The 24,706-nt window shown below is 62.1% G+C and carries 19 protein-coding genes and 2 pseudogenes; 12 read left to right on the top strand and 9 right to left on the bottom strand.

Translation table 11 applies throughout. The features are described 5' to 3' along the window. The first annotated feature begins 39 nt into the window (after window positions 1-39). Both ACVIYL_RS35290 and ACVIYL_RS35285 read left to right on the top strand, forming a co-directional pair. Entirely contained in the window at window positions 40-1,107 is a 1,068-nt protein-coding gene (locus ACVIYL_RS35290; RefSeq protein WP_456780710.1) for a tryptophan 2,3-dioxygenase family protein, read from the top strand. Further along, a complete protein-coding gene (locus ACVIYL_RS35285) occupies window positions 1,104-2,288 on the top strand; it encodes an aminotransferase class V-fold PLP-dependent enzyme (RefSeq protein WP_456780709.1) in 1,185 nt (394 codons plus the stop codon). The genes ACVIYL_RS35290 and ACVIYL_RS35285 overlap by 4 nt, the downstream gene beginning before the upstream one ends. A 169-nt stretch (window positions 2,289-2,457) precedes the next feature. Here ACVIYL_RS35285 and groEL read toward each other — a convergent pair. Together groEL and ACVIYL_RS35275 are read right to left on the bottom strand one after the other, a co-directional pair. After that, window positions 2,458-2,691 (bottom strand): annotated as a pseudogene (gene groEL, locus ACVIYL_RS35280) (chaperonin GroEL); the annotation flags it as partial. Window positions 2,692-2,826: 135 nt separating this feature from the next. Then, a complete protein-coding gene (locus ACVIYL_RS35275) occupies window positions 2,827-3,777 on the bottom strand; it encodes an oxygenase MpaB family protein (protein WP_456780708.1) in 951 nt (316 codons plus the stop codon). 103 nt (window positions 3,778-3,880) lie between these two features. Between ACVIYL_RS35275 and ACVIYL_RS35270 the strand changes: the two genes are divergently transcribed. The 4 genes and pseudogenes from ACVIYL_RS35270 to ACVIYL_RS35255 all read left to right on the top strand — a co-directional run bounded on the left by ACVIYL_RS35270 (window position 3,881) and on the right by ACVIYL_RS35255 (window position 8,784). Then, window positions 3,881-5,356, top strand: a complete 1,476-nt coding sequence (locus ACVIYL_RS35270; protein WP_456780707.1) for an FAD-binding oxidoreductase — start codon at window positions 3,881-3,883, stop codon at window positions 5,354-5,356. Window positions 5,357-5,367: 11 nt separating this feature from the next. Further along, window positions 5,368-5,567: pseudogene (locus ACVIYL_RS35265) on the top strand (glucose dehydrogenase); the annotation flags it as partial. 519 nt (window positions 5,568-6,086) lie between these two features. Beyond that, window positions 6,087-6,740: a hypothetical protein gene (locus ACVIYL_RS35260; protein ID WP_456780706.1), complete on the top strand. Its 654-nt coding sequence runs from the start codon at window positions 6,087-6,089 to the stop codon at window positions 6,738-6,740. A 1,501-nt stretch (window positions 6,741-8,241) separates the two neighbouring features. Continuing rightward, window positions 8,242-8,784: a hypothetical protein gene (locus ACVIYL_RS35255; RefSeq protein ID WP_456780705.1), complete on the top strand. Its 543-nt coding sequence runs from the start codon at window positions 8,242-8,244 to the stop codon at window positions 8,782-8,784. Between the two features lie 145 nt (window positions 8,785-8,929). Here ACVIYL_RS35255 and ACVIYL_RS35250 read toward each other — a convergent pair whose 3' ends face one another. After that, window positions 8,930-9,853: a glycosyltransferase family 2 protein gene (locus ACVIYL_RS35250; protein WP_157341700.1), complete on the bottom strand. Its 924-nt coding sequence runs from the start codon at window positions 9,851-9,853 to the stop codon at window positions 8,930-8,932. A 614-nt stretch (window positions 9,854-10,467) separates the two neighbouring features. Between ACVIYL_RS35250 and ACVIYL_RS35245 the strand changes: the two genes are divergently transcribed. From ACVIYL_RS35245 to ACVIYL_RS35235, 3 genes are all read left to right on the top strand, one after another. Beyond that, a complete protein-coding gene (locus ACVIYL_RS35245) occupies window positions 10,468-10,830 on the top strand; it encodes a hypothetical protein (RefSeq protein ID WP_456780704.1) in 363 nt (120 codons plus the stop codon). Window positions 10,831-11,099: 269 nt separating this feature from the next. Continuing rightward, window positions 11,100-14,306 (top strand): alpha/beta fold hydrolase, encoded by a 3,207-nt coding sequence (locus tag ACVIYL_RS35240; protein WP_456780703.1) that lies wholly within the window; start codon window positions 11,100-11,102, stop codon window positions 14,304-14,306. A gap of 549 nt (window positions 14,307-14,855) precedes the next feature. Further along, window positions 14,856-15,758, top strand: coding sequence for an HNH endonuclease (locus ACVIYL_RS35235; protein ID WP_253609005.1), 903 nt, complete (start codon window positions 14,856-14,858; stop codon window positions 15,756-15,758). 137 nt (window positions 15,759-15,895) lie between these two features. Here ACVIYL_RS35235 and ACVIYL_RS35230 read toward each other — a convergent pair whose 3' ends face one another. Continuing rightward, the gene (locus tag ACVIYL_RS35230; protein WP_253609004.1) at window positions 15,896-16,459 is read right to left on the bottom strand and encodes a TetR/AcrR family transcriptional regulator; all 564 of its coding nucleotides are present in this window, start codon (window positions 16,457-16,459) and stop codon (window positions 15,896-15,898) included. 107 nt (window positions 16,460-16,566) lie between these two features. Here ACVIYL_RS35230 and ACVIYL_RS35225 point away from each other — a divergent pair, with 107 nt between their 5' ends. After that, window positions 16,567-17,220 (top strand): glutathione S-transferase, encoded by a 654-nt coding sequence (locus ACVIYL_RS35225; protein WP_253609003.1) that lies wholly within the window; start codon window positions 16,567-16,569, stop codon window positions 17,218-17,220. A gap of 191 nt (window positions 17,221-17,411) precedes the next feature. Here the strand turns inward: ACVIYL_RS35225 and ACVIYL_RS35220 are convergent, their stop codons facing one another. Further along, window positions 17,412-18,011 carry an NADPH-dependent F420 reductase gene (locus ACVIYL_RS35220; protein WP_253609002.1) on the bottom strand — a complete coding sequence of 200 codons (600 nt, stop codon included), beginning with the start codon at window positions 18,009-18,011 and terminating at the stop codon, window positions 17,412-17,414. Between the two features lie 30 nt (window positions 18,012-18,041). Then, window positions 18,042-18,776 carry an SDR family NAD(P)-dependent oxidoreductase gene (locus tag ACVIYL_RS35215; RefSeq protein ID WP_253609001.1) on the bottom strand — a complete coding sequence of 245 codons (735 nt, stop codon included), beginning with the start codon at window positions 18,774-18,776 and terminating at the stop codon, window positions 18,042-18,044. 316 nt (window positions 18,777-19,092) lie between these two features. On the opposite strand from ACVIYL_RS35215, the gene ACVIYL_RS35210 reads away from it, so the two are divergent. Next, entirely contained in the window at window positions 19,093-19,989 is an 897-nt protein-coding gene (locus ACVIYL_RS35210) for a LysR family transcriptional regulator (protein WP_253609000.1), read from the top strand. A gap of 281 nt (window positions 19,990-20,270) precedes the next feature. On the opposite strand, the gene ACVIYL_RS35205 is transcribed toward ACVIYL_RS35210, so the two are convergent. Both ACVIYL_RS35205 and ACVIYL_RS35200 read right to left on the bottom strand, forming a co-directional pair. Further along, entirely contained in the window at window positions 20,271-20,507 is a 237-nt protein-coding gene (locus tag ACVIYL_RS35205) for a hypothetical protein (protein ID WP_253608999.1), read from the bottom strand. A gap of 375 nt (window positions 20,508-20,882) precedes the next feature. Then, window positions 20,883-22,028, bottom strand: a complete 1,146-nt coding sequence (locus ACVIYL_RS35200; RefSeq protein WP_253608998.1) for an NAD(P)/FAD-dependent oxidoreductase — start codon at window positions 22,026-22,028, stop codon at window positions 20,883-20,885. A gap of 385 nt (window positions 22,029-22,413) precedes the next feature. Between ACVIYL_RS35200 and ACVIYL_RS35195 the strand changes: the two genes are divergently transcribed. Beyond that, window positions 22,414-23,589 carry a serine hydrolase domain-containing protein gene (locus ACVIYL_RS35195; protein WP_456780702.1) on the top strand — a complete coding sequence of 392 codons (1,176 nt, stop codon included), beginning with the start codon at window positions 22,414-22,416 and terminating at the stop codon, window positions 23,587-23,589. Between the two features lie 80 nt (window positions 23,590-23,669). Here ACVIYL_RS35195 and ACVIYL_RS35190 read toward each other — a convergent pair whose 3' ends face one another. Then, window positions 23,670-24,323, bottom strand: a complete 654-nt coding sequence (locus ACVIYL_RS35190) for a glutathione S-transferase family protein (protein ID WP_253610030.1) — start codon at window positions 24,321-24,323, stop codon at window positions 23,670-23,672. Between the last annotated feature and the right edge of the window lie 383 nt (window positions 24,324-24,706).

Genomic DNA, 24,706 nt, shown 5'->3' with positions numbered 1-24,706 from the left:
TTGAGAGGATGATGTCCGTCATTTCGATGGAGATCAGCGATGCGCGTACCGGTCTACTATGGCGATTACCTGCGGCTCGACCGCCTCTTGACATCGCAAGAGCCGGAAAGTGCCAGAATCGGCATCAACGCTCATGACGAGATGCTATTCATCATCGTCCACCAGGCCTACGAGCTGTGGTTCAAGCAGATTCTGCATGAGCTCGATCGGGTTGAGGCAGACTTTGGCGCGATCCCAGTCACTGATGATGCCATGGCCCGTATCGTACATGGGCTCAATCGTGTCCATGAAATCCTCAAGCTTGTCGTGGCCCAGCTTGACGTGCTGGAAACCATGACGCCATTTGACTTCCTGGATTTTCGCGACCTGTTGATGCCGGCTTCTGGTTTTCAGTCGCTGCAGTTCCGGCTAATCGAGACGCGGCTTGGCTTGCCGCGTGAAACGCGCATTCCATTTGATGAAAAGGCGATCGACGAGCGTCTTTCCCAATCGGATCGGGACGCTCTTCGAGCCGTCGGCGTTCGGCCATCGTTATTTGAGTTGCTCAATCGTTGGCTTGCGCGAACGCCATTTCTCGACTGGGGAGGGGAGACATTCCGCGAGGCCTATCGCGCTGCGGTGGAAAAACATCTAGCTCGCGATGCTGAGCTGGTGCGCGCGGATGCTGCGATCCCGCCGGAAAAGCGCGATCGCGAACTGAAGAATATAGAGCGAGCGATTGCGTCGTTCTCGGAAATTTTCTCGGAAACAGATGAGGGAGGTAGTTGGCGGCTGTTGCCGCAATCAGTTCAGGCTGCTCTTTTCATCACTCTCTATCGTGATAAGCCTGCCGTGCAACCGGCATTCCGTCTTTTGAGTGTGCTCATGGACATCGACGAAACCCTGACTCTATGGCGATATCGGCATGCACTCATGGTGGAGCGCATGATCGGTTTGAAGATAGGTACCGGTGGCTCCTCGGGTCACGCCTATCTTCGGATGACGGCCGAGCGACATCGCATTTTCTCTGACCTGTTCCGACTGTCCACTTTCCTCATTCCGCGTTCAGCCGTGCCTGAACTCCCGGCCCCGATCCAGGAGCAGATGAGGTTCGTGTACGCGTCATGACCATGCTCGATCTTACCGCTCATTTTGCGAAGTTTCGCGCCGCGGCGCCTGAGCGGATCAACCTCGCGGCGCACAGCCACCACGACTGGCCCGACGTGACACTCGCCGCGCAAGAGCAGTGCTGGCACGATGCGGCGCGGCTCGCCGGCGAAAAATGGGGCTTGGTGTTCGGTGAGCTGATCCCGCGGGTCCAGGCCGGGATCGCCAAGCACCTCCAACTACCCGACCCATCGAGCATCGCCGTTGCGCCCAACACGCACGAACTCCTGCGCAGGTTGTTGTCCTGCTTTTCGTCGGATCGGCCCATTCGTATCCTGACGAGCGACGCCGAGTTCCATACCGCACGGCGTCAGCTCGACCGCCTGGAGGAGGATGGATTGGTTGCCGTCACGCGCATATCCGCCGAGCCATTCGAGACCTTCGCTGAACGCTTTCATGCGGCATGCGGGACCGGCGAACATGACCTTGTCTTTGTAAGCCAAGTGTTTTTCACCTCGTCAGCAACGTCGGGAAATCTCAAGACCCTGGTCGAGGCGGTACCTTCGCGCGATACTTTCATCGTAATCGACGGCTATCACGGCTTTATGGCCCGTCCAACCGATCTGTCTGAGATCGCGGGCCGCGCCTTTTATCTCGCAGGTGGTTACAAATATGCGATGGCAGGGGAGGGATGCTGCTTCCTGCATTGCCCGCCTGGCTACGGCCCAAGACCCCGGGACACAGGCTGGTTCGCCGATTTTGGCTCGCTTGCAGCGCCTCCGGGGAAATCAGTCGGGTATCCTCGGGATGCCGGCCGTTTCCTGGGTGCGACCTTCGATCCCTCGGGTCTCTACCGGCTTGTCGCCGTATTCGATTGGCTTGCCCGTGAGAGCTTGACCGCTGAGCAAATCCACCGTCACGCGCAGGCATTGATGACGTTATTCATCGAGGGGCTCGCGCTTCAGCACATTGAGGGACTGCGGTTTGCAGATTTGATTACGCCATGGGGCGCTAAGGCCCAGCACGGCAATTTTCTGACCTTCCGGACGCGGCGTGCAGGCGAGATTGAGGCAAAACTTGCCGAAGTCCACGTGCACTGCGATCACCGCGGCGACCGCCTTCGCTTCGGTTTCGGGATTTGCACGAATGCAGCGGACCTCGATCAGGCGCTGGCGAGAATCCGACGTGTGATTGGCAGCTAAGGCCCGTCCGGCGCTCAATGGTGCGCAGTCTGCGGTTCTGCGCGTTCTTGCAGCCAGAAGCACCCGCGTCCGCGAGGGTTTGAACGGCTTCGTCGGGAGCAGGCCTACTCGTCGATATGCCGACCATCAATGATGGAACGCCCGGTGCCGGGGCGACCGGGCGCGCTCATCAGAAATCCATCGGCGGCGTGGCTGGCGCTTGTGCTTCTGACCTCTTTGGCTTTTCGGCGACGAGGGCTTCGGTCGTGACCAGAAGCGAAGCAATCCAGGCGCCATCCTGCAGCGCGGTGCGGACGACCTTTGCGGGATCGATCACGCCGGCCTTGACCAGATCCTGATATTCGCCAGTCGCGGCATTGAAGCCCCAATTGTAGTTCTCGTTCTCGAGCAATCTTGCGACCACGGCTACGAGCGTCGGGGCGATCGCCAGCTCTATTGGGGCTCGCCGACGAGGAGTCTGTTCTCGATCTGATGAGATTGGGATCGCGGCAGGCGGCAGTCGGCCGCATCCGAACGGCCGCGGCTGTCCGGGATAGCTTCACCTGTTCCAGCGGTCATCCAACTGGGGTCGTCCTATCCAGGCCCTGTTCAGGCATCGGGTTGTCCAGCCCAGCTGCGGCGCTCCCTGCAGTCGCGCTTGAGCTTCTTGGTAGGGGCCGACGTAGCGAAGCTGGGTCGGTATTTTGGGATAGATGCGTCGTATCCGCGCAACGGCATGCTCTGCGACCTTCCTGTCGCGTTCGTCAAATGCAAATCCGAAGCCGGTGCGCAGCCGGTCCGGCAGCAGCTCGGCACTCAGGGTTTGATACCAGCGCGGCGGCCGCAACCATGGTCGTCCACCGGCGAAGATCTGTCGGGCCACCGCGCGCGCGGCGGTGCTGACAGACAATGTATCCGATTGCATCATCGCCGCGGTGTAGGCCGCGAATGAATCCCAATCCGCCGGCAAGTCGCTCGACGTTAGCCCGAACAGTGCCCCAAACAACCGGCTTTCGGCCCAATAGCGCTCGCGCTCTTCGACCGAGAGCGGAGGCAGGATCAGGTCGTGGACGGCCAGGGCGGTGTCGACGAGGGTCGCGTGAACCCAGCGCAACGCTGCGACCTCGTTGGCGCGGTAGGGCGAGCCGCTCTCGAACGGACCGATTGCTTCGGGCAGGCGGCCGACGATCATGGTATGGCGGTGGTGTAGGTGCCGGGCAGCGGTAAGCGCCGCATCGAGCGAGCCGAACACCATCGTAAACACAACGTCAAAGGTTCGATGGAAGCGACCGATCGGATCGGCGAAGGTCCGCGAGTGCTCGACCACGGCGGCGGCGACCCAGGGATGCGCCAGCTGAAGCAGCAAGGCGCGACCGGCACCCAAAAAAGTGATGGCTTCCCGGTCGATCCGCCAGGTTATCGAGCCTGGCCCAAAAATGCCCTCGACCGGTCCGGCGGCCCGAGCCCGGACGAAATCAAGAGCAAGCTCGAGGTCACTTTCGGAGACCAAATGCGCACCTTCCGAAGCAGACTCCACCGGTCTTTCAGCAAGCAAAAGCTCTCTCGAAATTGTCGCATGATCTCCACCCGCGCGGAATATGGCGGCCTGGCATTTGGTCGTACCCCATGCGGGTAAGACTGAGCGGGTGCAGCCGCGCGTGGTGCCGCCAGCTTCGCTTGCGCCGTTCTGCACGACCGAACGCTACGACCGCGCCGCGCACACTTACGGCAAGTCCTATCCGGATTACGTCAGGGCCATGCTCGGCGATTACGATTGCGCGCCTGATGTCGTGGCCTATCCACGCAACGAGTCGGAGATATCGGCTGTCATGGACTGGGCGGGGTCCGTCGGCGCTTCGCTGACGCCGTTCGGAGGCGGATCGAGCGTGTGCGGTGGCGTCGAGCCGCAGGCCGATGGTATCAGGCACAAGGCGGCCGTCACGCTCGACCTGCGCAATCTCTCCAGGGTCGTCGAAGTCGACCCGGTCTCGCGCGCCGCATTGATCGACGCCGGCACCTATGGTCCATCGCTGGAAAACCAGCTCAAGCCGCACGGCGTCACGTCGCGGCATTTTCCGCAGAGTTTTGAATATTCGACCCTGGGCGGCTGGATCGCGACGCGATCGGGCGGCCACTTCGCCAGTCTCTACACCCATATCGACGATTTCGTCGAAAGCCTGCGTGTCGTGACGCCGGTTGGCGTCGTGGAGACGCGCCGGCTTCCCGGTTCGGGTGCGGGGCCGAGCCCCGACCGCATGTTCATCGGCTCGGAAGGAATTTTGGGCGTGATCTCGCGCGCATGGATGCGATTGCAGCCGCGTCCAAAATTCCGCACCGGCGCATCGGTTCGCTTTCCCACTTTCTTCGATGCCGCGCGCGCGGTGCGTGCGGTCGCGCAAGCCGGCCTCTATCCCTCCAATTGCCGCATCCTCGACCCGCAGGAGGCGTTCAACACCGGTGCGGCCGACGGCAGCTCCGCCATCATGGTGCTGGCATTCGAATCGGGCGATCATCCCCTGGACGCCTGGTTCAAGCGTGCGCTCGAATGCTGCGCCGACCACTGCGGGACACCGGAGCCCGCAGAGGCCGGCGACACGCATCTCGAAGGCGCGGCGGGCATCTGGCGCAACGCGTTCATTCGCATGCCCTATGCGCGCGAATTCTTGACGCCCGCTGCTATCATCAACGATACGTTCGAGACCGCCATCACCTGGGATCGGTTCGAAGGCTTTCACGATCAGGTCAAGGCGGAGACCGAACGCGCGATTCTGCAAGCGACCGGGATCAAGGGTGAAGTCACCTGTCGCTTCACCCACGTCTACCCGGACGGGCCCGCGCCCTACTTCTCTTTCCACGCGCGCGGTCGGCACGGTGCGCTGCTCGCGCAGTGGCAGGCCATCAAGGACGCGGCGAGCGACGCGCTGATCGCGGCAGGCGGCACCATCACGCATCACCATGCAGTTGGCCGCGATCACCGACCCTGGTACGACCGGCAGCGGCCACCGCTTTTTGCTGCCGCGTTGCGGGCCGCCAAGCGCGAACTGGATCCCCGCGGCGTGCTCAACCCGGGCGTCCTGATCGATCCTTAGGCGTGTGCCGTCGATGCACGTCGATCTCGCCCGGACCCGCCATCAGCGCGCTGCTCGCGGACTGGCAGCCCGAGAAGCTGAAGGAGGCCAAGGATTCCGGAAGTGTCCCCGGGGCCAGCGAGATGGCTGATGTGGTGATGTTCATGCTGACGCGGCCACGCGGCATGACCATCGCGACGTCGTCACGCTGCCCACGAGTTTCGACCTCTAGTTTTCGCGGAAATCATGCTCAAGCAAAAGGCTAAAGCGCGATGATGATTGATCCCAATCTCATCACGCTTTAGGGGCATCCGCATTCGAAAGGCGCGGGGAGGAGGCGCACCCTCGCAGTTGCGGGCCACGATCGCCGCAAGCATAAGAATCCCCCGCGGTCGCTCAATTGTACGAGCGTAAGCCCAGGCCATGAAAATGGATGAAAGGAGCTATACGAAGGTTTGACGATGTCTGCGCCGGAGATACGGCGCGCTGCGCACCGGAAGCGCTGATCGTCACGACTGCGAGACCACAGGGACATCCGATCGGCCCGCATGGACTTCCGAGGGACCCCAAGGGGCTGATAACGAGGGTTGCCGAAAGACCACAAGCGGACCGAAGTGCGCTTGTTTCCGCCGATGACTCCCCATTTCCGTCAATTTTGACCGCCATGTCAGGCATGGATATTTTTGCCGAAGCGTGGCCAGGGAAGTCACGGGATCCATTCCTTTCAGTCAAAGCGATTTGCGGAACGCCAATGAAAAACGCTGCGCTGTTTGCCCTTGGCTTGTTGGCCGCTGGTGTTTTGTTCCACGACAGCGCGAGATGTCAGACGTCGCTGGCCCAGCCGCTTTCGCTTGCCCCGCCGCCGTTGAGTGAACAGGGGGCGGCACCTCCGGCCGCCGCCCCCACCAACAGCGTTTGGCCGCCGATGGCGGCACCGAGCGTGTCGCCACCGCGGGCGGCTGGCAAACGTCCCACGTCATCAGCAAAGAGCAATGTTGGGTCGTCACCGGCGATGGATGACGTTCCGCCGCCGGCGGAGACCGCCAAGGGTTCGGTTCCACCCCGAGCCGCCAAAGATGTGCCGCCACCGGCATCCGGCGCGGGCGCCCCACCATCTGCCACTGTCAAGGACACGCCGTCGGCGTCCGACGATGTTTCGCCAGCACCGGTAATCGACAGGCTGCCGCCGTTGGCCAAGCCGGCCACCGATTACGATGGCTTTAGCGTCGGCATCGTCGACGACAATGACGCGTCAAGCCGGACGACGCGACCCGTCAGGTCGCGCCCGGCAAAGCAATCCAAGCGCGGTCAAGAAGCGGATCGTGTCTCTGGGCAGCAATCGGTCGATCCCACGGAAGATGACAAACTAAAGGGCAAGCTCACGATTTGCCGCGGCTGCAAGTAGCAGGTCGCCGCTCCGGTTGCGTTCGTAAATTGGCCCACGGGCCAGGCGGCGCGTTCGGGTGCTCACACCGCGATTGAGGCCGACCTGACGCAGGTCATCCGCCGCCTCGGCCCCGCCAGCAACTATTCGTGGGGGCTTCGACGATTGTCGATGATGCCTGCGTGCGTGGCCCAAGCGTAGATGTGTCTGGTTTGCGCCAAGAGCTGCCCTTTACGCGAGGTCGAATTTTGGCGCAAAGCGAACGTTGGCAGGAACGTGAAGGTCTGCCTGCCAACCGTCGACAGGAGATCGGCGACCGTCCAAGTTGACGGATCACCGATCTCAACTAGTGGCGCTCCAGCCTGGACCAAGGCCTCGATCCCAGATGCCACCTTCATGCAGGCGTCGGCCATCATGTCTCGCAGACGCGCGCACTGACGGGAAAGCGAAGGCGCCGAGAGCACGCCGTGCTCGCCGATCGTCTTGCAGAGCGTTTTGGTCTGGCTAGAGACTGGGTTAGAATTCGAGCTTTATCTCGTGTGGGAGGCGATGGTGCGGTCAGAGCGCGAAGCTCCGACGCGTACAACGGGCGGAGCGGCCTCCCTGGGCGGCGTCGGGTCCCCATGGTCATGGACCGTGCTGGCGTGGGCCGCGCTGCTGGTGGTGATCGTCGCGTCGTTCAGGCCCGCAGTCCCGGTCATCTGGGGCGACACGCCATCCTTCGTGGAATCTGCATTTCGTACGCTCGAGGCCGGACAGCCGACCGTGGCGGGTGGGCGTGATCCAGGCTACCCGGCGTTGCTGGCCGTGACGTTCGCGTTCGGAGGCGACCTCGGGACGGTGGTGCGCCTGCAGCAGGCGGCGTGGACCATACTGATCCTGGCGCTTGCAGCAACCGCGCAGGCGACGACGCGCAACGCCGGTGGGCTTGTGCCGATCATCCTCGTGGCGACGTATCCGGGCCTGCTGCTGTTCAGGAATGTCGTCACCTCGGAGCTTCTCTTCGCGGTCTTCCTCAATCTCGCAATGGCCGGATTGCTCGTTGCCACCTGCGTCAACAAAACGGCGCGGTGCTACGCGGTCGCTGCCGCTATCCTGTGCGCGGCGCTCGCGGCGTGCTTGAGATCGCAAGGAGTCCTGGTCCCGATCGTCGCCGTCCTGGTGGGCGCAAGCCTCGCCCGCCCAGACACGTCTGCGCGCCTCGCCGTGATCGCCGTGTCCGTCGCGGCAGCGCTGGGGCTCCTCGCCACCGGTTCCCGGTTCGGGGCTTCCAACTCCGACCAAGCCTCCGTCGTGTTCGTCCCCAAGACATTGTTCTGCAATCACCTGAACATCGTGCTCGCAAGCGATGCAGCGCGACGCGAGATCGCGTCGGCGGCCGGAGACCGCGCCGACGCCACGATGGCGCGGCTTGCCGCCGACTTCGCGGCGGAGCCGGGTCGGTGGCCGGCACTCGGGTTCTTCGGCGATGCGTGCCTCTTCGACACCGCACTGGATCGAGACGTAGCCAGCGATTCCGGGAATGCCGTCGGCGCGGCGAGAGCCTATCGGCGCATCTTCCTGGCCGCCGTGCGCGACCGGGCCGCTGGCCTACGCGGGCAAGGTCGTCCGTCAGATGGCCTATGGGGCCACGGTCGCATGGCCGGCTTACGGACTCGACCCCGCCGTACCGGTGTCGACCGACGATGTGCCGCACGTGTCCGACATCATGACGCGGCACGGCCGGGCGGCTCAGCCGATCGATCTGCAAGGCGGACCAGTTCGGATCGGCCTGCTGTCCGATCTCCCAGTCATCTCCGCCTATCTGTGCAGGGCCTTGTCCATCGCGTTCGTCATCGCCGTAATATATTGGACGGTGACCGCCGTGTGGCGTTGGCGCCCCGAGTTCTCAGCGCGCGGAGGTATCGTCATCGTGATGTGGGCGGCCTCGATCGGGACCGCCGCCGGCGCCCACACCCTCGACGTCTGGCGATACCTAATTCCCGCAGTGCCGATGGTCGGCCTCATGCTGTCCCTTTTTGCCGTCGAACTAGCCGAAATTTTCGCATGCCTGCGGAGGGGCTAATCGCATCATTCGCGAGCTCTCGTGCGCAGAAAATGCGAGCGCATCGCTCTAGCGCCGCAATGTTGGCAGCCTCCTGAACCTGGGAGCTGTCTTTAGAAGAAAGCCGTCCTTACGGAGCAAGCTCAAGACGAATGAGTGACATCTTTTATTCCGGAGGCCGCAGGGCCAAATAAGCAAGCCGCCGCAACTCGCGGCGGCCACGCACGACAGTGTCGAGGATTATTCCACTGAAGAAGCTAAGGAAGGCGAGTATCATAAGTCCTGTCGAAAGAACCGCGGTGGGCAAACGCGGCACTAAGCCGGTCTCAGCATACGTGACGGCAAGAGGTACCGCGATCACGATCGAAACGAACCCGAGTAACGTGCCAATTATGCCGAAAAAAAGCATCGGTCTTTCAATTCGAAACAGCGTTAGGACGGTCAACAGGATGCGCCAGCCGTCGCGGAATGGGGAGAGCTTGGACGTCGAACCTTCCGGCCGGACTTTGTAAGCAGTCCCGATCTCGGCCACTGGCATGTGCAACGCCAGAGCATGGACGCTGATCTCCGTCTCTACCTCAAAACCTTCCGAGAGAGCGGGGAAGCTTTTTACGAACCGGCGCGAGAATACGCGATAACCTGACAGGACATCGCTGAACGAGCGACCGAAGATATACGACAACATTCCAGTGAGGATCGCATTGCCGAGGCGATGACCTGGCCTAAAGGCGGCGTCAGCGGCCGCACTTCGCACACCTACCACCATGTCCAGCTGGCATTCGATCAACTCCTGTATCATCGTCGGTGCAGCCGCTGCGTCATAGGTCGCGTCGCCGTCGGCCATCACATAGACATCGGCATCAATGTCCGCAAAACTCCGGCGGACGACGTTGCCCTTTCCTGGCGTCAGTTCGGTTCGAACTATCGCGCCAGCAGCACGAGCCACATTCACGGTATTGTCAGTCGAATTGTTATCGAAGACATAAATGGCAGCGTCGGGCAAAGCCGCACGAAATGCTGTTACCGTGGCGCCGACGGCCGCCTCTTCATTGCGACAAGGGAGGATTACCGCCACACTTTGTTGCTTCATAGCCGGACCATAGAGCCTGCAGTATGTGCTCAAACCGACAGTAAACCGAAGCTTCCGCGGGCCAGTGCAGGCACTCTCCTATACAGCTCGGGTTGAACGCTGCTTCGTCGCGTGCGTGCCATTCAGCTCAATTTTCTTCAGCCTGACCTTGCCGCCCGCAAGTCTGATCCAGTCCTGAGTGCACCTTGGCCGCTGGATATGCTCGGGCGGGCGGTGTTAGCGACGGGAACTGGCGCGAAGCCCTAGAGGCATTCAGCAAATGCAACTCCAGCCCCCACGTGCGGATCCCCACCAGCATCCGGTTCGCTGTGGTCTCGGCAACGGCGGGATTGCTCGGATCGACCAACAGCGCCATGGGTCCTCGGGACGCAGCCGCCCGTTACACCCTACCACGTCGCTGAATTGAGCGCAGCGTTTTGCATCACGGCAGGATTGGCCGCCGCTGCCCGCCGTGGTCAAAACGCGACTTCGCGGGTAGGGCAGCTTCTCGCAAAGGCAGGCATTCAGCGCGCGTCGCATGCCCGCGAAGGGCCATCAACGGGAGCTGGTTCGCTCGTGATACGGTTCTGATTCTGAGGTTGGACGAGCGGCTTGGACAGGCCGGACACCATGGCATGCCCATGCCGCTCCGTCATCCTGCAGAAAAAAGGCTGCGCAAGGAGGACTCCATCCTGTACCTACATGTTCTGTTTCTATGCTCGGGTGCAATCGCCATACTGAGCACCGCGATGGTTGCTCGAGCTACCGACTCCGAACGATGTCAGGAGCTTGGCAATCGGTTTCGCGTTGAAAAAGCACAGATGAGCGCCATCGAGGTGTCGCTCGCTCTTTTTTCGGCGGCAGACGACAATTGCACCAGCCTGGCTACTGAACGCGGAGCTGATCCTTCGCTGAAGGACAATGCCGGCAAACGCGCGGTGGATCTCACGACCGTGTCGTTGCTGCGCGAGCAGTTCAAGGCGCCGTGCAGGCGCTAACCCTCAGTTCAAGGAAGGCAGCTCTTGGCGCAAAGCGGTCATTCTGCCGGACCCGCACGTCTCTGAAAGGGCAAAAGGCTGACATTGCGCGCGGCTCTCCGGTGGGGTCACAATAGGTTGGGCAGGACGATGACTGGGATTGCGCTGGCACTCCGGGCGGCGCCACGGCGGTTCCTTGCCGGCAAGTGGGGAACCACGATTGTGTACGGTCGTAGGCGGCGCTAGACTCCTCCGACTAAGGATCGACGCTCTTGCTCTGGGAGGTCGATATGGACATAGCGGATTGGCTGCGACGCCTCGGGTTAGACCAGTACGAAAGCGCATTTCGTGACAACGACGTGGACACGGAGACGCTGCTCAGCTTGACGGCAGAGGATTTGCGTGAGCTCGGCGTCACGTCATTGGGACATCGCAAGAGGCTCCTCTCGGCGATCGCCGCCTTATCCCAGCCGCGTGACGGAGAGGTGGAGGACGATCGCGGGCTGCCGGTGCCCGAAGTCAGTTCCTCGAGGAAAATGGAGCGCGCCGAGCGCCGTCATCTGACAGTGATGTTCGCCGACCTTGTCGGGTCGACTGCCCTCTCGGTGCGTCTGGACCCCGAGGACATGAGAGAGATCCTTGCGGCCTACCACCAAGCGGTTGCAGCGGCGGTGGCGCGCTTCGAGGGATACATCGCCAAGCTTATGGGCGACGGCGTGCTCGTCTATTTCGGCTGGCCGCAGGCACATGAGGACGAGGCCGAACGCGCCGTGCGCGCCGGGCTTGCAATCGTGGAAGCCGTAGAGAGGCTAGACAAACGAGCGGGTGTCGCTCTTTCCACGCGTGTCGGGATCGCAACCGGGCCGGTCGTCGTTGGCGACCTCATCGGGGAAGGGGCGGCCCAGGAAGAGGGAGTTGTCGGGGCCACGCCCAACCTCGCAGCGCGTTTGGAGCAGCTCGCAGAACCCGGTGCTGTGGTGATCTCCGAAAGCACACGGCGTCTCCTTGGCAGCTGGTTCACACTCACCGATCTGGGCCCCCAACCGATCCGAGGGATCGAAGCCCCGCTACCGGCGTTCCGCGTTCTGGGCGAAGCGGCAGCCGAGGGTCGGTTCGAGGCCTTGCGACGCGCCGATGTTGGCCCGCTGATCGGACGCGAACACGAACTCGCTCTCCTCCTCGATCGCTGGGAGATGGCCAAAAGCGGCGAGGGTCAGGTCGTGCTGCTATCCGGCGAGGCCGGCATCGGCAAGTCTCGGATTGTCCTTGCACTCCGTGAGCGTGTCCGAAACGAACCTCGGTTCCGGATCGGGTATTACTGTTCGCCCCATCATGCGAACAGCGCGCTCTGGCCTGTAGTCACCCAGCTCCAGCGGGCGGCCGGGTATCTCCGTGAGGATGCACCCTCATTGAAGCTCGAAAAGCTGGAGCGGCTTCTCGGCACGGCCGGAGAGTTCGGGGAGGACGCGGCGCTGTTGCTCGCCGAGCTGATGGGGCTGCCGCTCAATGGACCCTACGCGGCGCCAGGAGGGACGCCGCAAGAGAAGAAGGCGCGGCTCTTTGGCATACTCTTGGCACAGATGGAGGGGCTTTCGCGGCAGCGGCCGATGCTTGTCGTCCTCGAGGACGCGCATTGGCTAGATCCCACGTCGGCGGAGCTGTTCGAGCGAATGGTGGACAGGATCCGGGTTCTGCCAATCCTTCTCGTCACAACCTTGCGGCCTGACGTGCCGACGCCTTGGACGAATTTTCCGCACGTCACATTACTCAGTCTCAACCGCCTCGGGCGGCCAGCATCCCGAACGCTCATCCAGATGGCGGCGGGTGAACGGTCGCTTCCGCCAATCGTGATCGAAGCCATTCTCTCCCGTACGGAGGGTGTGCCTCTGTTCGTCGAGGAATTGACGAAAGCGGTCATCGAATCGGCGATCTGGAAGACAACGGCTGGCGGCAGCGATCTCGAGCTCGCCGGACCACTTCCGCCGCCGGCCATTCCGGCGACGCTGCAGGATTCGCTCATGGCGCGTCTCGACCGCCTGGCTCCGGCACGCGAGGTAGCACAGATCGCCGCCTGCATCGGTCGGGAGTTCGATGAGGACGTCGTCAGGGCGGTCGCCGGATATCCCGAGGCGCAGCTGGCGGCGGCGCTTGGTCAGCTCTGCCAGGCGGGACTCATCCAACGACGTGGGACGCCGCCCCATCATGCGTACAGCTTCAAGCACGCGCTTGTCTGCGACGCGGCCTACGCCACCTTGCTCAAATCGTCCCGTCAGCAGCTGCATGCGCGCGTCGCACAAGCGATCGAGCGGTTGCGGCCAGAGATCGCGGTGGGCCAGCCCGAGATCGTCGCCCATCATTTTATTGAAGGCGCACTGCCCGACCAGGGGGCAATTTATCTGATGGCCGCCGGTCGGCTGGCAAAGGCGCGGCATGCTGTCAAAGAAGCTGTATCCCAACTTGAAACGTGCCTGCAGCTTACGACCCGTCCTCGAGGGGATGCAGCGCCGCCCGCCCGGCGCATCGAGCACGAGTGCCTCCTGATGCTCGGTGACTTGGCCGGCGTCGACGACGACCTTGATGGAGCGAACGCCTACTACGAGCGCGCCATGGCGCTTGGCGAGACCGACGCTGACCGCGACCGCGCGCGCAAGTGCATTCATCGTGCCAAGTACGCAGTACGGGAGGGTGCACGCCTCGTCTTCTACGAGCACGGCAGCGGCGAGCCGACCGTCGTTTTCATAAATCCGATCGTATACGGGCTTGCGACCTTTGAGCCGATTCTCGAGCAGCTTTGCCAGGAATTCCGTGTCATCACGGTCGACTGCCGGGGTGCCGGACGATCCGGCCCTCTCGTGCGTCCTTACTCAACCCTCCAACACATGGAGGACCTCCGCGCGATCATCCACGCGGTCGCCGCCGCCCCAATCATCGGCGTTGACATCTCGCGCGGCTCAAACCTGCTCATCCAGCTTACTCATAGGCACCCGGAACTCGTCGGAAAGATCGTGACGGTGGGCACGCCGATGATTGGAACGCTGCCGAACGGGCGTCCGGTTTTTAACCCGGATTACACAGCGCTTCGTCAGGACGCCTATGCGCGGGGCGCCGTTGAGGAACTAGTTCGCTTGCAAACACGGTATGTCTACAGCGAGCCAGATACCGACGAGCTACGGCGGATGGCCTCCGAGCGCATGTGCAGGTTGCCGATTGAGACGATCCTTAGCTTCTACGATCCGGACCCAGGCATGGACATCGCGCCGCTGCTCGAATCGATCGCCGTCCCAACCCTCGTTACCCACGGCCGGGAAGACCGGCTCGTCACATGCGATGCCAGCGTATTCATCGCGTCTCGCATTGTCGGCGCGCAGCTCTATCTCTTCGACGGCAGGGGACACAACCCGATGTTCTCGGCTACGGACGAGTTTTGCGATGTGCTTCGCAATTTCATTCGGACAGGACGCGCGGAAAGAACGTTTCGAGGATCGGCGGCGGCGTGAACCAAGGTCTCAAACAACTGCCTGGCCGCGCAGAGCATGAGCGGCGCCCGAATACAAACGTCACCGACGCGCAGCAAATGTCTCAATTCGGTCAAACTGCGACTTGGCGGGGAGGGCAGCTTCTGGCGCAAAGCGGACATGTATATCGGCGTCGGAGTCGAGTGAGCGGTGCGAGCGATGATCGTACAAACTGAACCCGCGCTTTCCTGATCGTTGACGGTACTGAAAGCTATGCAGCGCGACTACGAGCGGTAGCCGTCCCGGCTAGCCACGTGCGGCCACTTAGCCGATTGACTCCGATACTTGCCGAAGTCGCCATTCTTCCGACCAGAACGAATTTTCCTGTGAATTCAGCATCAAGAAGTTAGGGCGGGCATACCGTCGGGATTTGTCCGCCAGCTTTGAGAGTTTGTGCTTGCAAATCAACGCCGTAGTGTCGTTCTAAATGATTGAGTGGGAGTAGTGACGGACGTCATGCGGCCGTCCAAGTTACCATCTCTCGGAGAATAGCTTCGAAGACCAAGACGGAAAGGCTTTGCCGATCAAGCTATGGGACTGGGAGTATTCATTCATCGGCTGGACTCGATCTATGAGGACAGTCCAGCCGAACAATATCAATTTCCCAGCCAGTATTTGCGTCGCGTAGAAGCCTGCGTTGGTGATTGGATAATTTACTACGAACCGCGCAAGGTCGCGGAAACACGGGGCTACTTTGCGATTGCAAAGGTTCAACAAGTTATTCCGGACCCCGGGGCGCCTGGGATGTACCTCGCGCTGATTGAGCCGGGAAGCTATCTCGACTTTGCGAATCCGGTTCCTTTCAGCGAACCAACTGGGCGACCGATAGAGCGAGGCGTTCTCAACGATGAGGGGCGGATTTCGGGACGCGCTCAATCGGCGGTGCGGCCAATCTCTCCTGAAGATTTCAGTAGAATCGTTGGACTCGGCCTTGAGGAAAAGGCTCCTTTACTGCCTCGGCTCGACGATGAAATACCGCTGCGGTCTCTTGCAGAGGAGCAGGTGCCTTTCACATATGACCAGCAGCGCGATCGCGTTAGTATTACCATGTCGAGGATTTTGCGCGATCGCGTCTTCCGACGTGTCGTCCTGCGCGCCTATGATGAACGGTGCGCCATCACGGGACTGAAACTCATCAACGGAAGAGGCCGGGCGGAGGTTGCTGCCGCACACATTCGGCCGGTGGAAGCGAGCGGGCCTGATGTTATCAGCAATGGGATCGCGCTTTCAGGCACGGCGCATTGGATGTTTGATCGGGGCTTGATCAGCTTGGCCGATGATTTGGAGATATTAATCTCGCGACAGACAAATGATCCGGAAGGGATACGATCGATAATCAACAAGTCCGGTCAGGCGCTTGCGCCTCAGCGCATGTCTGACCGTCCGCATCCGCATTTTCTAAGGTGGCACCGCGAGCATTGCTTTAAGCAATGAGTCCGTAGCAATGCATCGGCAAGCGTAGCCCGGATGAGCGAAGCGATATCCGGGCCACGTCCTATCCGCGTGTCGTGGTGTCCCGCATATCGCTGCGCTCGTGCGGGCTACTCACCTCGACCTGACGTTCGTACCGTCTATGCCGGCAAAAGACCCGCGGCGCGATAATTGTCGATCATCGCGTCGTAGAGCGAAATATCGGAGCGGCTTCTGGCGACGAGCTGCGCGCCGGCGACGGCGGCGAAGATGGCGCGGGCCCGCTGTTCGCTCTTTCTCGAACTGACCAGGCCCGCGGCCACCAACAACTTGCTCAGCCACGCCACGTTGACGTCGGCAAAGGTCTGGACCTCCTTCTTCACCACGTCCGGCAGGTCGTCGACTTCTGCCGACATGAAGCTGCAGAGGCACATGCGGTTGTTGCTCTCGAGCGCTTTGCGAAACACATCGGGATATCGACGCAGGCAGCGGACAGGATCGGCCGTTTCTGCCAGCATCGACTCGAGTTGGGCGGCGGTGTCCTCCCAGTAGCGCCGCGCGACGGCCACGCCGAGATCGGCCTTGCTCGGAAAATGGTGATAGATGCTGGCGGCCTTGATCCCGACTTCCTCCGCGAGATCGCGGAAAATCAAGCCGCCATAGCCGCGTGCCTGCGCGGTCCGCTTTGCTGCCGCCAGGATGGCCTCCCGAGAGCTCGAACTCACTTCGTTGCCTCACTGCTTCGTTATCTACCAAGTGACAGATAGGCGTTGACCGGCCTGATTTGAAGGCTAATTTTACCCTACCAAGTGACAGGTAGACAGGAGTCATAATGAAGATTTACGATTGGCCAACTGGCCCATATCCGGCCCGCGTTCGCATCGCTTTGGCCGAGAAGAACCTGAGGTCGCAAGTGGAGTTCGTATTGGTCGATCTCTACAAGGGCGAGCACAAGAAGCCCGAATTCCTCGCCAAGAACTACTCCGGCACGCTGCCGGTGCTCGAACTCGACGACGGGGCGTTCATTGGCGAGTGCACGGCCATTACCGAGTACCTTGACGCGCTCAATGGCGCGCCGACGCTGACCGGCAGGACGCCGCGCGAAAAGGGTGTGATCCACATGATGAGCAAGCGCGCCGAACTGGAACTGCTCGATGCCATCAGCGTCTATTTCCACCACGCCACGCCGGGTCTCGGGCCTCATGTCGAGATCTATCAGAATCCCGAATGGGGATTCCGTCAGTGCGACAAGGCCCTCAGGGGGATGCACTACTTTGACGGCATTCTGAAACGACAGCCGTTCGTCGCCGGCGAGGCATTCACGATGGCCGATATCACCCTCATAGGCGGCTTGATCTTCGCGGGGCTGGTGAAGGTGCCGGTGCCGATGGAGTGCGAGGCTCTTTTGGCATGGTATGCAGTGATGCAGGAGCGTCCCAGCGTGAAGAACCGGATAACGATGTCCGAGCCGATCGAGGCATCTTGATTAAGATCGTCGTTTGCGAACACCGCCCTCGCGAGTCTTACGCGAGGGCGGATCGTCAGGATGGCAAGCGTAGCCCGGATGAGCGCAGCGACATCCGGGGCATTTTCTATCCGCGCGTCGCGGGTGCCCCGCATATCGCTGCGCTCATGCGGGCTACTCACTTCTCGGTCAAATCACACGGCCGGGATCAATCACTGCTCCTTCTTGAACAAATCCTGGAAGATGAGCGGGCCCCAAGTGCGGCCGCGTGCGTGCACCAGCGCGCCACCCTCGTTGAGCCTTCCCAGCTTGACGGGTGCGAACCCGAGTTGCTTCGCCAAGGCCGCCACAGGCGCGACCGCGTCCTCGTCGTCACCAGACAGCAAGACCACCCGGTGCCCACCCTCGACGATCGGATCGGCAGCCAAGATGGCCGCAATCAGGTGATTGAACCCTTTGACGAGCTTGGCGCCGGTGAACGCCTTCGCGACGAAGGCGGAGGACGGCAGGCCGTCCAGCTCTTCAGGGACTGGAAACGCGTTCATCGCGTCGATCACCGTCTTGCCTTTCCAGCTCGGCAGGGCCTTCGCGACCTCGCGATGCTCCCCGAACGGGACCGCCAGGATGATTGTGTCGGCCTCGAGCGCTTCCCGCAACGACTTGGCGACGACCGTGGGTCCAATCGCCCGAGCCTGCGGCGCCAACGCCTCGGGCGGCCGGCGGCTCGCGACGGTCACGTCGATGTTCTTACGGGCGAAGGCGTGGGCGAGGGCCTGGCCTATCTTACCGAATCCTACAATCGCGTAGCTCATAGTGCTTCTCCGATCCGTGTTGATTCGATTTCAGATGGCCGAAAAACCGCCGTCGACAGACAAATCCACCCCATTCACGAAGCTCGAATCGTCTGAGGCAAGAAACAGCGCGGCCGCCGCAATTTCCTCGGGACGACCCATCTTTCCGCGCGGGATCAGGGATTCGAACATCCGCTTCGCCGCCTCGTCGAGAACCTGGTCCTGCATCGGTGTGGCGATCGGCCCCGGGCTCAGCACGTTCACCCGGATATTCCTGCCCTTCAGTTCGTTGAGCCAGGTGCGCGCGAATGAGCGCAACGCCGCCTTGCTTGCCGCATACACGCCGTAACCGGGAAAGCCCTTTACCGACGCGACCGACCCGGTCATGAAGATCGATCCGCCATCGTTGAACAGCGGCAACGCCTTCTGAACCGCAAACAGCGTTCCGCGCGTATTCAGGTTGAAGGTCGCATCGAAATGCCGCTCGGTAATCTCGCCCAGAGGGACGGCTTCGCCCATGCCGGCGCTCGCGTACAGGACGTCGATCCTGCCCTTTTCCCGCTTGACCGTGTCGAACAGACGATCGAGGTCGTCGAGATTGGCCGCGTCGCCGCGCACGCCGGTTACGTTCCGGCCGATCAGCCTGACGGCCTCGTCGAGCACCTCCTGCCTTCGGCCCGTGATGAAAACATATGCGCCTTCTTCAACGAACCGCCTGGCGCTCGCCAGCGCCATGCCGCTCGATCCACCCGTGATGACTGCAACCTTACCTTCAAGCTTTCCCATGACTTCTCCTTTCGTCGTGCCGGACAGCGTCTCTGGTCCCATTTGCCAGATGGCCCTCGAGAACCTCGACGTAGCTCCGCCGGCGTCAGGCGTTGAGTGCGGAAGCGCGCACATCGGTGGTGCGAAATCGATCCGGCCGGATGACTGACGCCAGCCGCGACGATTGGTGTCCGCCGTTCGGAATTGGGGCGCGTTTGTCGGCGTGGCTATTCGGCTTGGGCTATGATGATCGCCCGTGCTACCCACATACGAGATGCTGTTCGACGTACTGGAGACGGGCTTTGGAAGGCGCACCCCAGCGGTGCTGGATTGCACCATGATCGACTGGGATGACGTTCGCTACTTTCTTGCCGTCGCGCGCGGAGGCTCGGTGCGGGCTGCCGCCGAGCGCCTCGGGGTGAACCACTCGACCGTGCTGCGACGCGTCGCCCAACTGGAGGAGCGGCTCGGAGCGCAGATGTTCGAGAAGCTGCCTTCGGGCTACCGCCTGACGGCTGCGGGTGAGGAGGTCCTCGAACTCGCGGACCAGATGGAGGCCTCGTCGCACCAGCTGGAGACGCGCGTCTTCGGCCGCGACCAGGGCGTGCGCGGGCTTCTGCGGGTGACGCTGGCGCCGCCCCTCGCGACACACCTGCTCATGCCGGACTTCTCCGATTTCGCGCGACTGCATCCGGATATCGAGATGGAAATCTTGTCGTCCGGCGAGCTGGCAAATCTGACCAACCGGGAGGCCGATGTAGCGATCCGCGTCGTCTACGACCGCAAAACCCTGCCGCTCAATCTTCACGGCTTGAAGGGACCGGAGCTGTTCGGAGGCATCTACATATCCCGCGATCGACTGGCCGCGTGGCGCGCGGGCGCGCCTGACCCCGTCAGGTGGATCGTCATAAGTATTCACGGAATCCCGGACTGGGCCCACGAGGGTGAGGTTCGCGCCGCCGAGGTTCCGTTCAGGGCCACAGATGCCGCGGCGCAGATCGTCGCGGTGCAGCAGGGGATCGGCATGACGACGCTGCCGTGCTTCGTCGGAGATGCCGACCCGCTGCTGGTGAGGGTGCCGGGCACCGACTTGCACATGTACGGAACGCTCTGGCTTCTCACACAGGGGGAGACACGCAAGACGAAGCGCGTGCGGCTCTTCACGGAGTTCGTATCCCGCAGGCTCACCGCATACGCGCCGCTTCTCGCCGGACTGTCCGTATCACGCGACTGACGCGCGGGCAGGTCGCCGATGGCGCTTGCCGCAATCCGGTCGGAGGCGAGCTGCGATTGCACCAAGCGAAAATCGCGGTCAATTCCCTTGCGCTGCTGACGGTAGCAAAGCGTAGCCCGGATGAGCGAAGCGATATCCGGGGCATTTCTATCCGTGTGTCGCGTGGTGCCCCGCATATCGCTGCGCTCATGCGGGCTACTCGCTGTTTCATCGTCGCGATGGCACACCACGGCGGTCAAGCAGCTAGGAGGCCGCCCGACCGATCGATGCGCGCTGAGCGATCAATATGGGCCCGGCTCGCAGGGGACATTGTTGCCGGTCCAGGGCGCGGTGGCGAATGAACCGACGCGCGGCGCCGGAATGCAGGCGCGACCGTCGACATAGACGGGCTCGGTCGGCGCGGCGGCGCTCGCCTCCGCGACGTGGCGGGACATCGCGTGGGTTTCACGCGCCATTGCCGGCGACGCGATCATGGCAACCGCGATCAAGGAAGCCGACAGGAGTTTGACGTTGGTCATGGAGTTTCTCCGTTTTGTTTATGGGGCCGAGGAGTCTGGCCTCGTCAGATATTTGTGCACGGCGACGGCGGACTTGAATGCAATCATCACTCACGCCGGCTCAACGCTGCGTGAGCAATGCGATCCTCGCCGTTGTGTCGCGCGATGCAGACCATCACCGACAGGCCGGATGAACGAAGCGTAATCCATCACGTCTTCGCGTGATGATCGTGAGGGTGCGTTACGTGCGCGTTGACGCTCCTACGGGTTCAGCAAGCGTAGCCCGGATGAGCGAAGCGATATCCGGGGCGTGTCGTGGCGTCCCGCATATCGCTGCGCTCGTGCGGGCTACCCGTGCCTAGGAACTTTCGGACGCAAACGCCGCACAAAACTCCGTCACGGCGCGAGCTCCGCTCGGACCTCGCCGAGCAGCGCCATGCCGCCGAGCCGGCCCAGTTCGTCCGAACATTTTGCGCTCTTGCCGTAGCAGCAGAAGGCGACTGTGACGCGCTCTGAAAGTGGTCCGATGCAGGGCAGGCCGCTGTCGCCGAATGTGGTCATGCAAGGCACGACGCGGCGCTCCTCGAAAGCGAGGTCGCGAATGCGGTCAAGGATCTGTTGTTGAAGCCGATCGGCAACCTCAATCGATCCGCCCGAGCGGAACCAGTTCTTGATATCGGCCTCGCTGCCGAGCGGAAGATCGACCGGATCGCCGCCGAGCTTCAGCCAGGTCTGGCCGTCCGGATAGCGGATCGGAGGCAGGATGTAGGGATTGTCGCCCTTGGGCCCGAGACAACGCATCGACGGCATTCCGGCCAGGCGTTGAACCTCCGCCGCACCAAGCCGGAACAGCGCCGCGGTCCGCCCATAGACCGTAAAGCCCAGGGAGCGGCCGAGCAGCGATTGGGTGTGCCCGCCCGCCGCAACCAGAACGCGCTCGGCCTCGACGCTCCCCGATCGCGTCCGGATCGTGACGCCGGAGCCGCTTTCCGAAATCCCCAGCGCGGGTTCGTCGATGATCCGGGCGCCGGCGCGTTCCGCCGCGATCGTCTGCGCGCGGACCAGGCGGCGCGGGCTGATGTATCCGGCATTGTGCGGCTCGAAATAACCCTGCATTCCCGCCGTCGATTTCAGAAACGGAAAGCGCTCCGCGAGCCCCGCATCATGATAGGCTTCACACCGGATCCCGTCTTCGGCACAGATCCTGCCGATCGAAGCAACATCGCTGGTTTCGCTGCGGCCGATGTGAAGTGCTCCAGCTTCCCGATAGAACTCCACGCCGCTCTCCGCTGCAATCTCGCCGTAGCGCGAAATCGCGGCGCGGTTCGCTTGCCGCCAGAACGGCCCCGGATCGTAACTCCGCGTGATGCGGCCCTCGTCATAGTGGCTGCCGAAGACGCCGCCATGGCGCGAAAAATCCGCCGGCTCATCGGGCCCGATCAGCGCAACATCGTGGCCCATCTTGCTCAGATGCCGCGCAGCTGCCGATCCGATCAGGCCGCGTCCGATCACCGCAAGTTTGATCGCTTGATTGGGGCTCACGAAGAAGTCCTGCGCTCTGCCTGCATCGGCAGTGTGAGATCGACCATGTCATTTCCGATGCCCTGGCAGCAAGCATAATCCAGCTGAGCGCGCAGGTGGACCGGCGAAGCGTAATCCGCCACATCTTGAAGCCGGCCGCGAGGCAGCAGGTTACGCGTTCGGCTAACCCGGCCCCGATTTCCCGCGAGACTCTTCGCGACTGCCGGGAAGTCGGCGCAAGCCGGCGTCTGACGACGCTGTTTTTCCGCGCGAACGCTCCACTGAGCGAACTTGAAACAAATAGTCACGGTGATTTCACTCGCGCTGAACGGCGTTATATGAGATGATGCAACCAAGGGTTAACATGGTGCATCTTCACCGGCAGGAGGGCGAAATGAGCGACCAGATGATCGAGGCGACGACAAGTCCGGCACAGATCGTTCAACAGGCGGCAAAAAAATATCTCGACATCAGCAACGCCCCTGGCTGCTGCATCGCGGTCTATGACGAAAAGTCGTTCGGCACCAAGGGCTACGTCTACCCCAAGGGACTGTCAGGCGTGGCCGGCTCTTCGCCCGCGCCATTCAGTGTCACGACCGACACGGTGTTCGAGATCGGATCGGTGACCAAGGTGTTCACCAGCACATTGCTGGCGGTGGCGGTCAAGGCTGGTGGGCCCACTCTTGACGATACCATCGGCCCTTATCTGAACCTCTTCAGCGCGAACGCGGTGGGAACGCCGGTGCTGGACGCCATCCAGCTCGTGCAATTCGCCACCCATACCTCCGGCATGCCGGAGCAGCCGGGGGACGGCTTGACTGGCTACAGCGAGCAGCTGTTTGCGGACGAGCCGCCCTCCAGTGAACTCATCAACTGGTGGAATCAATATGATACGCCGCCGCAAGGCTGCTGGCAGTATTCCAACATCGGCTTCGTGACCTTGGGCTTTGCGGTCACGCAGATGTTTGCGAAAGACAAGGGCCATAACTACAACGAAATTTTGGCCGAATACGTCACCGGTCCACTCGGCATGAAGCAGACCGGAGCCGTGCTCAATTCGTCGTGGAAGATCGCGCAGGGATGTATCGGGCATTGGAGCAAGAGCTCCGAGCCGCCATACCAGATCGTCTTCGACCGCAACACGCCGACCGGCGGCACGGCCTTTGATCTGAAGACCACCGGCGACGATATGATCAGGTTTCTCGCGGCGCAGATCGCGGCCCCGAACGGGCCGCTCGGGTCGCAAATCGCGCTGACGCAGCAGAACCAGGGGACATTCCCCATCTGCGGGGAGAAGACCAGCGTCACCATGGGCCTCGCCTGGCAGATCACCACGGACGCGCAGGGCCATACCGTTTTCACAAAGAACGGCGCGACGAGCAGAGGCGGATTCGAAGCGATCGTGATCGTCGTGCCGGAACTGCAATGCGGTGTCGCGGTGCTGAGCAACCAGTATTTCGATGCGTCCCGCGTGCACCCCGCGGGGATCGCACCCGGCCGCACCGCACTGGAGATTATTTCGCAGCTTCATCCAGGCTTCGAACTGACCGAACCGCTGCCAGAACACGATCCATTCGACTAGCAAACCTGGCCCGGACGAGTGCACCGATGTCCGGCGGCTTTGTCGTCTGCGCGAGAGCGCTGTCCCTGTTGTCGCCAACCTCAGCCGGTCGGTGGTTTACCCGTGTTAACCGCCAACTGAGCCTCGAAAGCGCGCTGGTAAGCCGGCCGGGCTTCGCCGCGGGCGACATAGGCGGACAGGCCCGGATATTCTTCGAGAATGCCCGATGCTCTCAGCCTGAGCAGCACCGACACCATCATCAGGTCGCCCGCGCTGAACGCGCCGTCGAGCCAGTCGGCCTTGCCGAGGCGGGGGGAGAGTTGCGTCAGCCGGTCGCGGATGCGATCCATGACCAGCGGCAGGCGGTCTTTGGTCCAGGGCTTGTCGCTCTCCAGAATCCTGGCGGTCATGAGTTCGAGGATCGGCGGTTCCACCGTGTTGACCGCGGCAAACATCCAGGTGATCGCGCGGGCGCGGGCATTGGCATCGCCGGGCAGCAGGCCGGCATGACGCTCGGCGATATGGAGCACGATCGAGCCTGTCTCGAACAGCGCCAGATCACCTTCCTCATAGGTCGGAATCTGGCCGAAGGGATGCAGCGCCAGATGCGCGGGTTCCTTCATCGCCTGGAACGAAACAAGGCGAACCTCGTAAGGCTGGCCCGTTTCTTCCAGCGCCCAGCGAACGCGCGTATCGCGCGCCAGTCCCTTGCCGCCATCGGGCGACCGTTCGAAGGCGGTAATGATGGGCGTCATCGTTTCTCTCCATGTCCTTGCGTCCTGAGGACGAGCGGGCGGCGCGCGCCCCGGCAGCTGATTCCGGAATATTTTGGCCAAGCCTAGCCCGGATGAAGCGCAGCGAAATCCGGGACCGGTCCTGCCAAAGGCGAGAACCCGCAGGGACGACGATTGGGGATGGAGGCCATGCCACACACTCACTGTCGTCCTGGCGAAAGCCAGGACCCATTACCCCAAATCTCAATTGTTATGCGACGCTGGGGCCGTGATCCCGTTCCCAATCAGTTGCGGTGGTTATGGGTCCTTTCGCCAGGACGACGATCGGGTGTAGAGGCGGGTGTTGTGACGAACGAGGTTCCGCAAATATTTTTCATCAGCCTGTTGCCGCGATGTCGGCTGCC

This window comes from Bradyrhizobium sp. USDA 3315 (assembly GCF_054056795.1).
Note: the sequence above shows the minus strand (reverse complement) of the source record. Positions and strands in the feature narration are given on the sequence as shown.